The sequence below is a fragment of the Rhodococcus oryzae genome, assembly GCF_005049235.1.
GTDB lineage: Bacteria > Actinomycetota > Actinomycetes > Mycobacteriales > Mycobacteriaceae > Rhodococcus_G > Rhodococcus_G oryzae.
The window spans coordinates 108265-122326 of record NZ_SUMD01000003.1; the positions used below are offsets into that span (position 1 = coordinate 108265).

Annotated in this window: 16 protein-coding genes; 10 read left to right on the forward strand and 6 right to left on the reverse strand. The window is 70.1% G+C overall.

From position 1 onward, the window contains the following. Nucleotides 1-122: 122 nt before the first annotated feature. Nucleotides 123-779: a LysM peptidoglycan-binding domain-containing protein gene (locus tag FCG67_RS06680; RefSeq protein WP_136908331.1), complete on the forward strand. Its 657-nt coding sequence runs from the start codon at nucleotides 123-125 to the stop codon at nucleotides 777-779. Between the two features lie 30 nt (nucleotides 780-809). Here FCG67_RS06680 and FCG67_RS06685 read toward each other — a convergent pair whose 3' ends face one another. After that, nucleotides 810-1388 carry a methylated-DNA--[protein]-cysteine S-methyltransferase gene (locus FCG67_RS06685; protein WP_136908333.1) on the reverse strand — a complete coding sequence of 193 codons (579 nt, stop codon included), beginning with the start codon at nucleotides 1386-1388 and terminating at the stop codon, nucleotides 810-812. Between the two features lie 49 nt (nucleotides 1389-1437). Then, nucleotides 1438-1671, reverse strand: coding sequence for a hypothetical protein (locus FCG67_RS06690; RefSeq protein ID WP_136908335.1), 234 nt, complete (start codon nucleotides 1669-1671; stop codon nucleotides 1438-1440). A 61-nt stretch (nucleotides 1672-1732) separates the two neighbouring features. On the opposite strand from FCG67_RS06690, the gene yczR reads away from it, so the two are divergent. Next, entirely contained in the window at nucleotides 1733-3238 is a 1506-nt protein-coding gene (yczR, locus tag FCG67_RS06695; protein ID WP_136908337.1) for a MocR-like transcription factor YczR, read from the forward strand. Between the two features lie 38 nt (nucleotides 3239-3276). Beyond that, a complete protein-coding gene (locus FCG67_RS06700) occupies nucleotides 3277-4155 on the forward strand; it encodes an alpha/beta fold hydrolase (protein ID WP_136908339.1) in 879 nt (292 codons plus the stop codon). Between the two features lie 83 nt (nucleotides 4156-4238). On the opposite strand, the gene FCG67_RS06705 is transcribed toward FCG67_RS06700, so the two are convergent. Beyond that, nucleotides 4239-5336 carry a CaiB/BaiF CoA transferase family protein gene (locus tag FCG67_RS06705; RefSeq protein ID WP_136908341.1) on the reverse strand — a complete coding sequence of 366 codons (1098 nt, stop codon included), beginning with the start codon at nucleotides 5334-5336 and terminating at the stop codon, nucleotides 4239-4241. A gap of 153 nt (nucleotides 5337-5489) precedes the next feature. Between FCG67_RS06705 and FCG67_RS06710 the strand changes: the two genes are divergently transcribed. Continuing rightward, complete coding sequence (locus FCG67_RS06710; RefSeq protein ID WP_136908343.1) at nucleotides 5490-5870, forward strand: VOC family protein; 381 nt, start codon at nucleotides 5490-5492, stop codon at nucleotides 5868-5870. A gap of 3 nt (nucleotides 5871-5873) precedes the next feature. Here FCG67_RS06710 and FCG67_RS06715 read toward each other — a convergent pair whose 3' ends face one another. Continuing rightward, nucleotides 5874-6302, reverse strand: coding sequence for a hypothetical protein (locus FCG67_RS06715; protein ID WP_136908345.1), 429 nt, complete (start codon nucleotides 6300-6302; stop codon nucleotides 5874-5876). Nucleotides 6303-6358: 56 nt separating this feature from the next. On the opposite strand from FCG67_RS06715, the gene FCG67_RS06720 reads away from it, so the two are divergent. Beyond that, nucleotides 6359-6841 carry a DUF456 domain-containing protein gene (locus FCG67_RS06720; protein WP_136908347.1) on the forward strand — a complete coding sequence of 161 codons (483 nt, stop codon included), beginning with the start codon at nucleotides 6359-6361 and terminating at the stop codon, nucleotides 6839-6841. Nucleotides 6842-7155: 314 nt separating this feature from the next. Here FCG67_RS06720 and FCG67_RS06725 read toward each other — a convergent pair whose 3' ends face one another. Then, nucleotides 7156-7893 carry an amidohydrolase family protein gene (locus FCG67_RS06725; protein ID WP_097210092.1) on the reverse strand — a complete coding sequence of 246 codons (738 nt, stop codon included), beginning with the start codon at nucleotides 7891-7893 and terminating at the stop codon, nucleotides 7156-7158. Between the two features lie 82 nt (nucleotides 7894-7975). Further along, nucleotides 7976-9340 (reverse strand): FAD-dependent oxidoreductase, encoded by a 1365-nt coding sequence (locus tag FCG67_RS06730; RefSeq protein ID WP_097210093.1) that lies wholly within the window; start codon nucleotides 9338-9340, stop codon nucleotides 7976-7978. 483 nt (nucleotides 9341-9823) lie between these two features. On the opposite strand from FCG67_RS06730, the gene FCG67_RS06735 reads away from it, so the two are divergent. From FCG67_RS06735 to FCG67_RS06755, 5 genes are read left to right on the forward strand one after another with little or no spacing between them, the layout of a single operon-like run. After that, the gene (locus tag FCG67_RS06735) at nucleotides 9824-10585 is read left to right on the forward strand and encodes an ABC transporter permease (RefSeq protein ID WP_246044949.1); all 762 of its coding nucleotides are present in this window, start codon (nucleotides 9824-9826) and stop codon (nucleotides 10583-10585) included. Further along, nucleotides 10582-11628: a taurine ABC transporter substrate-binding protein gene (locus tag FCG67_RS06740; RefSeq protein WP_136908351.1), complete on the forward strand. Its 1047-nt coding sequence runs from the start codon at nucleotides 10582-10584 to the stop codon at nucleotides 11626-11628. Before FCG67_RS06735 ends, FCG67_RS06740 begins: the two co-directional genes overlap by 4 nt. Beyond that, on the forward strand, nucleotides 11615-12397 hold the full coding sequence (locus tag FCG67_RS06745) for an ABC transporter ATP-binding protein (protein ID WP_136908353.1): 783 nt from the start codon (nucleotides 11615-11617) through the stop codon (nucleotides 12395-12397). The genes FCG67_RS06740 and FCG67_RS06745 overlap by 14 nt, the downstream gene beginning before the upstream one ends. 31 nt (nucleotides 12398-12428) lie before the next feature. Further along, nucleotides 12429-12836: a rhodanese-like domain-containing protein gene (locus FCG67_RS06750; protein WP_136908355.1), complete on the forward strand. Its 408-nt coding sequence runs from the start codon at nucleotides 12429-12431 to the stop codon at nucleotides 12834-12836. Then, on the forward strand, nucleotides 12833-14056 hold the full coding sequence (locus FCG67_RS06755; RefSeq protein WP_136908357.1) for an O-succinylhomoserine sulfhydrylase: 1224 nt from the start codon (nucleotides 12833-12835) through the stop codon (nucleotides 14054-14056). The genes FCG67_RS06750 and FCG67_RS06755 overlap by 4 nt, the downstream gene beginning before the upstream one ends. The last annotated feature ends 6 nt before the right edge of the window (nucleotides 14057-14062 follow it).

The window sequence follows — 14062 nt, forward strand, 5'->3', positions numbered from 1 at the left end:
ACATCGAAACTGTTTCGATCCTGATTCTTCGGTGGATAGTCCTCACAGTCGCGGGTAGTGCACTACCTGTTCCGCGGGCCATCCTGTCCGAGTACCCGTCCGCAGTGGCTTAGGGTCGCGGGATGAATCGAATCGGCTGGTTGGGTGCCCTCGGGGTGGCGATGGCACTGGTGGCGGGCTGTTCCTCTGGCAGTGCGGAATCCGGCGTCGCGGAGTCGCCCGCGGCGGTGCCGACCTCGGTGGAGTCGACTTCGCTGCCCGAAACACCGATCGCCACGACCGCGCCGCTGACCAGCCCGCCGCCCGGGACTGATCCCGGCCGCCCGCCCGGTACCAAGACTTATGTCGTGGAGCCGGGCGGCGGCCTGTCGGATGTGGCATTGCGGTTCGGCGGCGATGTCGGGGAGATCCTGCGGCTCAACGGTTTCCCGAGCGTGGACACGGTGATCTATCCGGGTCAGGTGCTGATCGTGCCGGACAAGCCGGGCGTTGGTCCGGACTTCCCGGGTGCGGGCGGCACCCCGCCTCCGCCGCCCCCCGTCGAGGACGTCACATGCGGGCAGTTCGCCATCGGCTCGACCCCGTTCAACCTCGTCGCGGTGAGCACCCCCGCGGGCCGGGTGGGCTGCGGTGAGGCGTTCACCGTCATGGAGGAGTTCATCGCGACGCCGGGCGCGCCCGGGCAGGCCGCGAACATCAGGGGATGGGACTGCCACCCGCGCGAGAACAACTTCCCCGAGTGCACCAGGGACGGCCTGATGATGTTCGGCGCGCCGTAGGCGGTGACGCGTCGGGGATCGGGGCCCCGATCAGAACAGCGTCGGCTCGTCGAAACCCGGGGCGCGCTCGATCGTCAGCAGCGCGCGCTTGGTGACCGCGCCGCCTGGCGCGGAGAAGCCGCCGGTCTTCCCGCCCGCGGCGAGCACCCGGTGGCAGGGGACCAGGATGGGAATCGGGTTGCGCCCCAACGCCTGACCGACGGCCTGGGCGGCATCGGGGCTGCCGATCCGGGCGGCGACCTCCCCGTAGGTGAGCGTCGCCCCCGGCTCGATCGCTCTGGTCACCGCGTAGACCCGGCTGTCGAAGTCCGGCACCGAGCGCAGGTCGAGCTGCACGTCGGTGAGGGGATCGGGTTCACCCGCCAGCAGTGAGAGGACCCCGTCGATCGCGCGTCGGGCGGCGGGGCTCGTGTCCGGATCCCCCTCGGTGGCGTCGGGGAAGAGCCGCGCGTTCCGCTCGCGGGTCAGCTCGTCCGAGCCCTCGGGCAACTGGAAGCCCACGACCCCCTGCTCGCCCCACACCACCGCGCACCGGCCGACCGGGGTGTCGAAGAGGGCGAATTCGAGTGAGGGCACGGGTTCAGTATGAGTCAGGGCGCCGACATCCATCCCGGATACCAGTCCAGTTGGGGCCAACTGGACCTGTATCGGCGCATCGTCAGTGGTGGGGCGCACCCTTGCCTGCCGGGACGGTCTCGTGGCGGGACTGCACGGCCTGCAGGTCGCGGTGGGCGCGCTCCGAGTCGCGCCCCTCGGGCAGCAGCCCGGCCAGCGGTGCGGCGGGACGGAACTGGTCGAGGTGGAAGATTCGCGCGCCGTTCGACCGGCGGGCCGCGACGAACAGGCCCGCGGAGCCGAGGACCAGGACGGTGAGGATCAGTGCTGCGAACATGTCCCCATCGTGCGCCCAACTGGTATTGCAATAAACATCCACTTTGCGAATACTGGACTGCATGGCAATCAGGGTGCTCGGAGCGACCACGTTGGCGCGCGATCTCGGGAAGTGGCAGGACGCCGAGTCCGGGGGCAGGCGACGCGCCGCCCGGCCCGCGTACCGCGCGCTGGCGGACAACGTGCGGATGTTGGTGGCCGACGGCCGGATCCCGCTGGGGGTGGCGCTGCCCAGCGAGCGCGACCTCGCGGGCGTGCTCGAGCTGAGCAGGACCACCATCACATCCGCGTACGCGGTGCTCCGCGACGAGGGATACCTCATCAGCAGGCAGGGGTCGCGAAGCACGGTCGCCCTTCCCGAGTCAGGAGCCGCCGGTAAACTGCTGCGCGGCACCATGTTCGGCGGGTCCGCCCTCGGTGGCGCGAGCACGGACCCCGCCATCGACCTGACGTGTGCCTCGATGTCCGCGCCGGTCGAGCCGATGCGGAGGGCATACGCGGAGGGTCTCGACGCATTGCCCGCGTACCTCGGCGGGCACGGCATCGAACCGGTCGGGCTGCCGGTGTTGCGCCAGGCGATCGCCGAACGGTATTGCAGGCGCGGCCTGCCGACCGTCCCCGAGCAGATCATGGTCACCGCGGGCGCGCAACACGCGTTGGTCCTGGTGCTGGGCCTGCTCGCCGCACCGGGTGAGCGCGTGCTCATCGACCACCCGACCTATACGAACGCGATCGAGGCGATCAAGAGGATGGGCGCCCGGCCGGTACCGGTCGCGGTCCGGCAGGAGACCAGGGGCTGGGACCTGGACGGAATCCGCAGCACCGCACGGCAGACCGCGGCCAAGCTCGCGTACCTGGTGCCGGACTTCCACAACCCGACGGGCTTCTGCCTCGACGACGAGGGCCGCGCCGAACTGGCCGCGATCGCCAGGGACACCCGGATGACGCTCATCATCGACGAGACCATGGCCGACCTCGGGCTCGATGCGCCCACTCCGACGCCGGTCGCCGCCTTCTCGCGCGGCGCGGGACGGGCGGACATCGTCACCATCGGCTCTACCTCCAAGGCCTTCTGGTCCGGGCTGCGGATCGGCTGGATCAGGGCGGAGGCCCCGCTGATCAGTGCGCTCGCCGCGTCGCGGTCCGCCCTCGACCTGGGCACCGCGGTGGTCGAGCAGCTGGCCGCCGTGTCGATGTTCGAGGTCGAGGTCGAGGACGAGGTGCTGCCGGAGCGTCGCAAGCAGCTCCGCAGGCAGCGCGCGGCGTTGCTCGATGCGGTCGCGACCGAGCTGCCGGACTGGCGGTGCACCCCTGGCAGCGGCGGCATGGCGCTGTGGATGCAGCTGCCGGCGCCGATGTCGACCGCGCTCGCCGCCACCTCGCCCTACCACGGCGTGCTGCTCGCGGCCGGCCCACGGTTCGGGCTCGAGGGTGCGTTCGAGCGGTACATCCGGCTGCCCTACGCCCGCGGCGAAGACGAGCTCAGGGCCGCGGTCACCGGTATCGCCGCCGCCTACCGCGCGCTCGCCGGGGGCGTGGAGGTGGAACGTCCGGCCCTGGTGATCTGAGGTCGACGGATCTAGCGTTGACCTCAACGGAGGCTCCCGTGCGCCGAGATCACGTTGGATCACAGGATCGCGTCATTCGTCTGCGCGACGGCCGTCTGTTGGGTTTTGCGGACTTCGGTGACCCGGCCGGATTCGTCGTCGTGAACGCGCACGGCGGGCTGGCGGGACGGCTCGACGTTGCGGCCGCGTCGCCCGTCGCCCGCGACGCCGGGATCCGGTTGGTCTCGCCAGACCGTCCCGGCATCGGGCTCTCCGATCCGCTGCCGGGCCGGACGCCGCTGGACTGGGCACGTGACGTCGAGGAGCTGGCGGATCACCTCGAGGTCGACCGGATGTCGGCGATGGGGTGGTCGATGGGCGGACAGTATGCCGCCGCCCTCGGGTTCGCGTCGCCCCCGCGGCTGAACAGGGTGGCGATCGTCGCGGGGGCGCTGCCGCTGACCGAGGACGGCGTGTTCGACCGGTTGCCCACGATGGATCGCGTGTTCACCCGGCTGTCCCAGCGCGCCGCGCCGGTGGCGCGGGTCGTGTTCCAGGCGATGGGTGTGACGGCCCGGTCCGCGCCGACGGTGTTCACCAGGGTCTCGGCCAGGGGACTCGGCAGGGCGGACGCCGAGGTGGTCCTGAGCGAGCCTGCCTCGAACTTCGCGGCCATGACGGGTGAGGCGCTGCGCGGCGGGCGGGGGATGGTGGAGGACTACCGAGCCTGGATGCGGCCGTGGGGATTCCGTCCCGAGGACCTCGCGGTGCCGGTCGACGTCTGGTACGGCGACGACGACGAACTCGTCCCGAGCGCATGGCCGAGGGAGCTGGCCCGGCGGATACCCGGCGCGCGGCTGCGGACGCGTCCGGGCGGCCACTTCATGGCGCATCGGTACTACCGGGAGATCTTCGAATCACTCTCGGCGCCCGTGTGATCCGGCTCCGGTGCCGAAAAGGGCGGGCGGGGTTCCCGACAGGGTGACCCAGCCCGCCCTCGTGGCGTGCGAATCGCGACCCGCTACGTCCAGACGTCGGCCGCGTCGACGGCCGCGCTCGGCGGCGGGGTCGGGAGGCCGGTCTCGGTCCGCGAGAACCGCGGCGCCGGGCGGTGCTGGGTGACCTTGTCGATCTCGACGAGCGAACCGCGGGCCGCGATGTGCGCGTTGTCGGGGGCCTCGGCGAAGGTCAGGACCGGGGTGGTGCAGGCGTCGGTGCCCTCGAAGATCGCGGTCCACTCGTCGCGGGTCTTGGACAGGAAGCGCTCGGTGAACACCTTGCGCAGCTCCGGCCACGCGTTCGCCTCGTTCTGGCCGGGCAGTTCGGTGGGATCGAGCTCCAATCCCTGGAGTAGCACCGCGTAGAACTGCGGCTCGATCGCGCCGACGGCCATGTACTTGCCGTCCGCGGTCTCGTAGGTGTCGTAGTAGGGGGCGCCGGTGTCGAGCATGTTCACGCCGCGCTCGTCCGACCACACGCCCTGGCCGCGGAAGCTCCAGATCATGTGCGAGAGCGCAAGGGTGCCGTCGACCATCGCGGCGTCCACGACCTGACCCTTGCCGGAGTTCTGTCGCTCGACGAGGGCGGCGAGGATGCCGAACACCAGGAACATCGAGCCGCCGCCGAAGTCTCCGACCATGTTCAGTGGCGGAACCGGGCGCTCGCCCTGGCGGCCGATGGCGTGCAGCACGCCGGTCAGGGAGATGTAGTTGATGTCGTGGCCGGCGGACTGCGCGAGCGGTCCCTCCTGGCCCCAGCCGGTCATCCGGCCGTAGACCAGGCGCGGATTGCGCTCGAGGACCACGTCGGGCCCGAGCCCCATCCGCTCGGTGACACCGGGCCGGAAGCCCTCGATCAGCACGTCGGCGCGCTCGAGCAGGCCGAGCACCTTCTCGATGTCGGCCGGGTCCTTGAGGTTGGCCTCGACGATCCGGCGGCCGCGCTGGGTCTGGTCGTGACGCTTGTCGGGGCCGGGGATCATCCCGGCGCGCTGCACCCGGACGACATCGGCGCCGAGGTCGGCGAGCAGCAGCGCGGCGTGCGGTCCCGGCCCGATTCCTGCCAGTTCGACCACGCGGACGCCCGCGAGCGGGCCTTTCCTTACGTCTTCTGCGGACACGGATTCTCCTCGTTCTGGGCACGGTATGGCGTGAATTAACAGACGTTAACCCGTGGCCGCGGGGGTGTGTGCCGCGGGTCACGGATCTCTTCCAGAGGGACCCGTCGAGGCGGGGGTCTTGCCTGTTCGCGACCGGCCGAGCAGAGTGAGGCCATGGCCTTCCCCGGTCGACTCGTGGCGTTCGCGCCCAGCACGGACCTCGACGTCTCGGCGATGTTCTACGTGGACACGCTGGGGCTCACCCTCACCGAACGGACCCCGTTTGCGCTGGTGGTCGACGGTGGGAACGGGGTCGAACTCCGGATCACCCTGGTCCAGTCGAAGGCGGACACCGGGTACACGGTGCTCGGCTGGCAGATGGACGACCTGGACGCGGCGGTCGAGGAACTGCGGTCCAAGGGGGTGGAGTTCAGCCGGTACCCGGGCCTGGATCAGGATGGGTACGACGCCTGGACTGGCCCCGACGGCACCCGGATCGCGTGGTTCCGGGACCCGCACGCGAACGTGCTGTCGCTACACCAGGTCCCGGCGTAGCGGTCAGCCGAGCAGCTGCCCGCCGACGAACCCGGCCAGCAGCACCGCGAAACCGCCCATCTCGCCGATGATGAGCGCGATCATCGCCAGGCGCAGCCCCAGGTCCGGATGCTCGAACTGGTTGGTGGTGTCCCGCTTGGCGCCGTGCACGACATAGCTCGCGATCGCGGCGACGAAGAAGAAGACCGTCACCGCCGCGGCCGCCAGGTTCACCCAGGTCGGCCAGGCGCTGAGCTCGACGAACACCGCGATCAGCAGGGTCGCAAAGGAATACAGCAGTGCCGCCCGGTGGGCGATGTCCACGTACGGGTGCGCGAGGTGGTTCTCCGACAGGGCCATCTGCCGGTACTTCCACACGCCGAGGCCGAGCGCGAGCAGGAAGATCAGCCCGGCGGCGAGCAGGGTCAGCGTGGTGTCGATCCCCAGTTCCATCCGGCCATTGTGGCGTGCGCGCCTGCGCCGGGCCGCGGTCTGGCACAGTGTCGCCCGTGAGCGTCGGTGTAGAGGTCCTGATCGGGTTGGCGATCGTGGTGGGACTGGTGGGGGTCGTGCTGCCGATCCTGCCCGGTGCACTGCTGATCCTGGGGGCCATCGCGGTCTGGGCGATCCTCGAGGGCACCGGGACCGGCTGGTCGGTGTTCGCCGCGGCGGCCGTGCTGCTGGTCGTGTCGGGTGTGGTCAAGTACACCTGGCCTGGCCGCCGGATGCGCGACGCGGGTGTGCCCAAGCGGTCGCTGGTCGCGGGCGCGCTGCTGGGCATCGTCGGGTTCTTCGTGATCCCGGTCGTCGGCCTGCTGATCGGGTTCCTGCTCGGCACCTACCTGGCGGAGGTGCACCGCCACCGCACCCACTCGGACGCCTGGCGCTCGACCGTGCACGCGACGAAGGCCGTCGGGCTGTCGATCCTGGTGGAACTGCTCGGCGCGCTGCTGGCGGCCGGGATCTGGCTGGCCGCAGCGATCTTCGCGTAGGGGAACCGGGAGGGCTTCAACTCGCGTTCACCCACCGAGCACTGACAGCGGCCGCGGTGTCGGGTACAACTGTCTGGACGCTAGGTCTCATGGCGTCGACAATCCCGCAACCGCTAAGGAGCACCCATGTCCTCGTCTGATCTGTCCGACCTGTTCGGCGCGCTGTCCACCGTCTTCGGCATCCTCGACGGCTCGTCCGCCCCGACGGGTGGATCGTCGAAGTAGGCATGCTCCACCCCGCCTCCCCGTGGGGCGAACGGGCCTCTGCTGCCACCTAGAAGTGGCGGCAGAGGCCCGATCCGTTTGTCGCCCGGTCAGGTGAGCCGGTACCAGGCGCGGGCGTTGCCGCCGAGGACCGCCTCGAGGTCGTCGCCCACCGCGTCCGCGACGATGTCGAGGTCCGCGGCCTCGAAGGCCCGCCTGGCCCTGGTCCCGGGCAGGTCGGTGCCGAACATCAACGACTCGGGGTTCACGGCGTGGATGCGCCGCAACGCGTCGCCGACGTCGTCGATGGTGGCCCGGCCGAAGCCGGTGGCCTTCACCTTGACGCCGCGGTCGACCAGGTTGAGCAGGTAGGGCAGGCCCCTGGTGGACATGCCGAGATGGTCGATGCTCACGGCGGGCAGCTTCTTGAACACCGGCTCCAGGGACAGCAGCAGCGCCGCGTCCACATAGAACTCCGCGTGCCAGCCCACCAGGTCCCACGCCCGCTGCGCCTGCGTGGCCAGCAGTTTGAGGTCGGTGGCGCTGCGGCGCAGATTGAAACGCAGGGCCCGGACGCCTGCCTTGTCGAGCGCGACGATGTCCTCGTCGGTGGCGTCCTCGGCGAGCTGGGTCACGCCCACCCAGCCGGGGCCGAGCTCTTGCAGCGCGGCGACCAGGTAGGCCTGGTCGGTGCCCTGATACGACGCGGTCACCACCGCGCCGCCGTCCACGCCGAAGCCGTCGACCCGCTTGCGATAGTCGGCGATGGTGAACGGTTCCGGCAGGTAGCCGTCGTTCTCCACCAGCGGGAACCGGGGATCGATGATGTGTACGTGGGCGTCAAACACTGTAAGAGCATGCCTTGTCGGTGACAAAAGTGTGGCGTCCGGCCCGCTCAGCGGGCCGAACGCCACCTCGATCTGAAGAAGCCTACTGCTGCGACGCGCGCAGCATGTCCTCGCGCTCGACGACCTTGATGCGCTCGCGGCCCTCGGGCTCGCCGAGGGAACGCTCGTGGGCGTCGAGGCGGTACCAGCCGTCCCAGGTGGTGAACGGGACCTGCTTGCCCTCGAGGAACGTCACGACCGCGTCCTCCTCTGGCTGCGCTGCGCCCTCGAAGCCGGGGGCGTCCTCGAGCAGGCAGGCGATGGTCTCGTTGGCGTCGCCCTTGGTGTGGCCGATCAGGCCGACCGGGCCGCGCTTGATCCAGCCGGTGACGTAGGTGCCCGCGATGTGGTTGCCGTCCTCGCCGATGACCCGGCCCGCCTCGTTGGGGACGGTCCCGGCCTGGTCGTCGAACGGCAGCTTCGCGATGTTCTGCGACAGGTAGCCGACGGCGCGGTAGACAGCCTGGACGTCCCAGTCGTTGAACTTGCCGGTGCCGCGGACGTTGCCGGTGCCGTCCAGTTCGGTGCGCTCGGTGCGCAGGCCGACGACCTTGCCGTCCTCGCCGAGCACCTCGGTGGGCGACTCGAAGAAGTGCAGGAACAGCTTGTGCGGGCGGTTGCCCTGGTCGCGGATGGCCCAGTCCTGCAGGGTGTTGGCGACCATGTCGACCTGCTTCGAGCCGCGGCGCGCGGCCTCGGAGCCCTCGTCGTAGTCGATGTCCTCGGGGTCGACGATGACCTCGATGGTGGGCGAGTGGTCGAGCTCGCGCAGCTCCAGCGGCGTGAACTTGGCCTGCGCCGGGCCGCGTCGGCCGAAGACGTGGACCTCGACGGCCTTGTTGTTCTTCAGGCCCTCGTAGACGTTCGCGGGGATCTCGGTCGGCAGCAGCTCGTCGCCGGTCTTGGCGAGCACGCGCGCGATGTCGAGGGCGACATTGCCGACGCCGAGCACGGCGACCTTCTCGGCCTCCAGCGGCCAGGCGCGGGGGACATCGGGGTGGCCGTCGTACCAGGAGACGAAGTCGGCGGCGCCGTAGCTGCCGTCGAGCTCGATGCCCGGGATGTTGAGCGCCCGGTCGGCGTTGGCGCCGGTGGAGAAGATGACCGCGTCATAGAAGGTGCGCAGGTCGTCGAGGGTGATGTCGGTGCCGTAGTCGATGTTGCCGAGCAGGCGGACCTGCGGCTTGTCGAGCACCTTGTGCAGGGCGGTGATGATGCCCTTGATTCGCGGGTGGTCGGGGGCGACGCCGTAGCGGATCAGGCCGAACGGTGCGGGCATCCGCTCGAACAGGTCGATCGACACGCCGCGTCCGGAGGCAGTATCGGACTTCATGAGGGCGTCAGCGGCGTAGATACCGGCAGGGCCGGCACCAACGATGGCCACGCGCAGAGGACGGGTCTGAGTCATCGGGAGCGAACTACCTTTTCGATGTGCGGACAGTCGGTCATTTTCGAGCGACCTGCAAGCAGTCGCTAGCGGTCATTTTCGAGCGACCTGCAAGCAGTCGCTAGCGGTTTCGAGCGGTGGTCAGGCCGTTCTCGGGCCCGCCGGTCGGCTTCCAGCTTAGGCTAAGCACACTCCGACCGGTCGTCCGAGGCGGGAGCCCCGAACCGCAACTGTCAATCCTGCGCCCTCCGGCGCCCCACCGCTAGGCAGCCCCCGGTTGGGGGGTCACAACTGTTGCTTGTGTCCCTCACTACGGGATCGGGCGGCGTGTGCGCAATCCTGCCGATCACGCTGAGTGAAACCATTGTCCGGATCCAGTGCTCGCGGCTAGAAATTGCGCTCGTGTCTGCAGTGATCGACGTCGACCCCGATGTCACAGCCCCGGTCGTCCCGACCGTCCCGGCCGCCCGCGCCGGTCGCCGGGACCGGGCGAGTCGATTCGGCCTGCCGGTGCTCTCGGTGCTGGTCTTCCTCGGGCTCTGGCAGCTCGCCGCGGCCAGCGGGATCTGGAACGAGATCTTCGTCCCCTACCCGCGCACCGTGTGGAACGCCGCCGTCGACGCCTCCACCACCCACGACGGGGTCCGCGGCTACCAGGGTTACCTGCTGGTGGAGCACCTGTACATGACGCTGCGCCGCGTCTTTGCGGGCGTCGTGATCGGTGTCGCCGCGGGCGTCGCTCTGGGGCTGGCGATGGGCACCGTGGGATGGGTGCGGCACGTTCTCGAGCCGTGGCTGACGTTCCTGCGGGCGTTGCCGCCGCTGGCCTACTTCTTCCTGCTGGTGATCTGGCTGGGCATCGACGAGGCGCCCAAGATCGCGCTGCTGGCACTGGCGGCGCTGCCTCCTGCGGCCGTCGCGACCACGACGGCAGTGCTCGCGGCACCGGTCACGCTGATCGAAGCGGCGCGGGCGCTCGGTGCCGGCCGAGCCCAGGTGATCCGCGACGTCGTGGTGCCCGCGGCGTTGCCCGAGACCTTCACCGGTGTCCGGCTGGCGGTCGGGATCGCCTACTCCTCCGTGGTTGCGGCCGAACTCTTCAACGGCATCCCCGGTATCGGCGGGATGGTCAAGGACGCCTCGAACTACAACAACACCCCCGTCGTGCTCGTTGGCATCTTCGCGATCGGGTTTTCCGGATTGGTCATCGACGCCCTGCTGCGCGCCGTCGAACGGCGCGCGGTCCCCTGGAGAGGAAAGATATGAAGCACACCCGACGTCCCGTGCGGGCGCTGCTGACGGCCCTCGCGGCCGGAGCCCTCGCGCTGACCGCGGCCGCCTGCTCGGTCGATGCGGCGGGACAGGATGACAGCAAGCCCACCATTCGCGTTGCCTACCAGACCTTTCCGAGCGGCGACCTGGTCGTCAAGAACCAGGGATGGCTGGAGGAGGCGCTGCCGGACTACAACGTGAAGTGGACCAAGTTCGACTCCGGCGCGGACGTGAACACCGCCTTCGTCGCCGGCGAACTCGACTTCGGTGCGCTCGGATCGAGCCCGGTGGCGCGGGGACTGTCGGCGCCGCTGAACATCCCGTATCAGGTGGCGTTCGTGCTGGACGTGGCAGGCGACAACGAGGCACTGGTCGCGCGCAACGGCACCGGCATCGAGACCGTCGCGGACCTGCGCGGCAAGAAGGTCGGCACCGCATTCGCGTCCACCGCGCACTACAGCCTCCTGGCCGCGCTGAACCAGGCCGGGCTGTCCGCATCCGACGTGCAGCTGGTGGATCTGCAGCCGCAGGCCTCGCTCGCGGCGTGGCAGCGCGGCGACATCGACGCCGTCTACACCTGGCTGCCGACCCTCGACGAGCTGAGGAAGGACGGCAAGACGCTGATCACCAGCAGGGAGCTGGCCACGGCGGGCAAGCCGACTCTCGACCTCGGCGTCGTGTCCGCCTCGTTCGCGGCCGAGCACCCGGAGGTCGTGGACGCCTGGCGCACCGCCCAGGCCCGCGCGCTGACCACCATCGCCGACGACCCAGCCACCGCGGCGAAGGCCGTGGCAGCGGAGATCGGCATCAGCGAGCAGGACGCGGCGGGCCAACTCCGTCAAGGCGTGTTCCTGCGGCCCGCGGCGTTGTCCTCGCCGGAATGGCTGGGCGCCGAGGGCGCGCCGGGCAACCTGGCGAACAACCTGCACAGCGCGGCGCAGTTCCTAGCCGAGCAGAAGCAGATCGCGAGTGCGCCCGACCTCGCGACCTTCCAGCGGGCGCTGTACGTGAAGGGCCTTCCCGGTGCCATCCAGTGACGAGCCGGCCATCCGGCTGCGAGAGGTCACCCACGTCTACGGCGCAGGGGCTGCGGCAGTCACCGCGGTCGGCCCGGTCTCGCTGGACGTCCCGGCGGGGGAGTTCCTGGTGCTCGTGGGGGCCTCGGGGTGCGGGAAGAGCACACTGCTGCGGCTGATCGCCGGCTTCGAGGCGGCAACGGCGGGTGCGGTCCGGGTCGCGGGGGCCGATCCCTCGCCCGGGGTGACCTCGAGCGTGGTGTTCCAGCAGCCGCGGTTGTTCCCGTGGAAGAGCGTCGGCGGCAACATCGACGTCGCGCTCAAGTACGCGCGGGTGCCGCGGCAGGACCGGGCGGCCCGCCGGGAGGAACTGCTGGCACGGGTCGGCCTGGACGGGATGGCGGACCGCCAGATCTGGGAGATCTCCGGCGGCCAGCAACAGCGGGTGGCGATCGCCCGTGCCCTCGCCGCGCCGACCCCACTACTGCTGCTCGACGAGCCGTTCGCCGCGCTGGACGCGCTGACCCGTGAACGGCTGCAGGAGGATCTGCGGGCGGTGAGCGCGGCCACGGCACGCACCAGCGTGTTCGTCACCCACAGTGCCGAGGAGGCCGTCTTCCTGGGTTCGCGGATCGTCGTGCTGACCCACAGGCCGGGCCGCATCGCGCTCGACCTGACGGTGGATCTGCCCCGCTCCGGGGTGTCCGCGGACGAGTTGAGGGGTTCCGCCGAGTACGCGGCGCTGCGGACCGAGGTGGGCCGCGCCGTCAAGCTGGCTGCCGCAGCGTGAACGGATTCTCGGCCTGTGAAAAACTGATGCCATGACCTACGCAGGCGACATCACCCCGCAGCAGGCATGGGACCTGCTGCGCGAGCATCCCGAGGCGGTTCTCGTCGATGTTCGCACCGACGCGGAATGGCGGTTCGTGGGTGTTCCCGACACCACCGAACTGGGCAGGCAGCCGGTGCTCATCGAGTGGGTGAGCGTCACCGGGTCCAGGAACGACAACTTCGTGGACCAGCTCAAGGAGGCCGGGATCTCCGGCGGACCTGCGGTCTTCCTGTGCCGATCCGGCCAGCGCTCCATCGGTGCGGCCCAGGCCGCGACCGCAGCCGGCATCGAGCCGTCGTACAACGTCCTCGACGGCTTCGAGGGCGGCATCGACGCGGACGGCCACCGCGGGGCGGCCGGCTGGCGTGCGCTCGGACTCCCGTGGCGGCAGTCGTGAGTGGCATCCCGCAGGGCGGGGCCTTCCACCGCGAGCTCCCGCCGGATGTCGGGCTCGGCACCCTCGGCGTGCGCGGCGGCATCATGCGTACCGGGTTCGAGGAGACCTCCGAGGCGTTGTTCCTCAACTCCGGCTTCGTCTACGAGTCGGCGGGCGCGGCCGAGCAGGCGTTCACCGGGGAGGTCGACCACTTCGTCTACTCCCGGTACGGCAACCCGACCGTGAAGATGTTCGAGGAGCGACTGCGCCTGATCGAGGGCGCGGAGGCCTGCTTCGCCACCTCGAGCGGCATGTCCGCGGTGTTCACGGCGCTCGGCGCGCTGCTCGGCGCGGGCGACCGGCTGGTCGCGGCGCGCAGCCTGTTCGGCTCCTGCTTCGTGGTGTGCAACGAGATCCTGCCGCGCTGGGGCGTGGAGACGGTCTTCGTCGACGGTGAGGACCTCGAGCAGTGGGAGCAGGCGCTGTCGGTGCCGACCACCGCGGTGTTCTTCGAGACCCCGTCGAACCCGATGCAGTCGCTCGTCGACGTCCCGCGGGTCTCGGAGCTCGCGCACGCGGCAGGCGCAAAAGTGGTGCTGGACAACGTCTTCGCCACCCCATTGCTGCAGCGCAGCCTCGATCTGGGCGCGGACATCGTGGTGTACTCCGGAACCAAGCACATCGACGGCCAGGGTCGGGTGCTCGGCGGCGCGATCCTCGGGCCCAAGGACTACATCGAGGGTCCGGTCCAGAACCTGATGCGGCACACCGGTCCCGCGCTGAGCCCGTTCAACGCGTGGACGCTGCTCAAGGGGCTCGAGACGATGCCGGTGCGGGTGCGGCACTCGGTCGACTCGGCGCTCCAGATCGCCCGGTTCCTCGAGGGCCACAAGTCGGTGCGCTGGGTGAAGTACCCGTATCTGGAGTCGCATCCGCAGCACGATCTGGCCAAGCGGCAGATGAGCGGCGGCGGCACCGTCGTCACCTTCGAGCTCGACGCGCCGGACGGCGAGGCCAAGAAGCGGGCCTTCGAGGTGCTCGACGCGCTGCGGGTGATCGACATCTCGAACAACCTCGGTGACGCCAAGTCGCTGATCACCCACCCGGCCACCACCACACACCGTGCGATGGGCCCGGAAGGCCGTGCGGCCGTGGGGCTCACCGACGGCGTGGTCCGGTTGTCCGTCGGGCTCGAGGACACGGCCGACCTGCTGTCGGACCTGGAACAGGCTCTGGGCTGAGCGGCG

Excerpts from the sequence above, each read along its gene's own strand:
- FCG67_RS06680 (WP_136908331.1), top strand. The coding sequence starts at position 123 with ATGAATCGAATCGGCTGGTTGGGTGCCCTCGGGGTGGCGATGGCACTG.
- FCG67_RS06685 (WP_136908333.1), bottom strand. The coding sequence starts at position 1,388 with ATGGATGTCGGCGCCCTGACTCATACTGAACCCGTGCCCTCACTCGAA.
- FCG67_RS06690 (WP_136908335.1), bottom strand. The coding sequence starts at position 1,671 with ATGTTCGCAGCACTGATCCTCACCGTCCTGGTCCTCGGCTCCGCGGGC.
- yczR (WP_136908337.1), top strand. The coding sequence starts at position 1,733 with ATGGCAATCAGGGTGCTCGGAGCGACCACGTTGGCGCGCGATCTCGGG.
- FCG67_RS06710 (WP_136908343.1), top strand. The coding sequence starts at position 5,490 with ATGGCCTTCCCCGGTCGACTCGTGGCGTTCGCGCCCAGCACGGACCTC.
- FCG67_RS06715 (WP_136908345.1), bottom strand. The coding sequence starts at position 6,302 with ATGGAACTGGGGATCGACACCACGCTGACCCTGCTCGCCGCCGGGCTG.
- FCG67_RS06730 (WP_097210093.1), bottom strand. The coding sequence starts at position 9,340 with ATGACTCAGACCCGTCCTCTGCGCGTGGCCATCGTTGGTGCCGGCCCT.
- FCG67_RS06740 (WP_136908351.1), top strand. The coding sequence starts at position 10,582 with ATGAAGCACACCCGACGTCCCGTGCGGGCGCTGCTGACGGCCCTCGCG.
- FCG67_RS06750 (WP_136908355.1), top strand. The coding sequence starts at position 12,429 with ATGACCTACGCAGGCGACATCACCCCGCAGCAGGCATGGGACCTGCTG.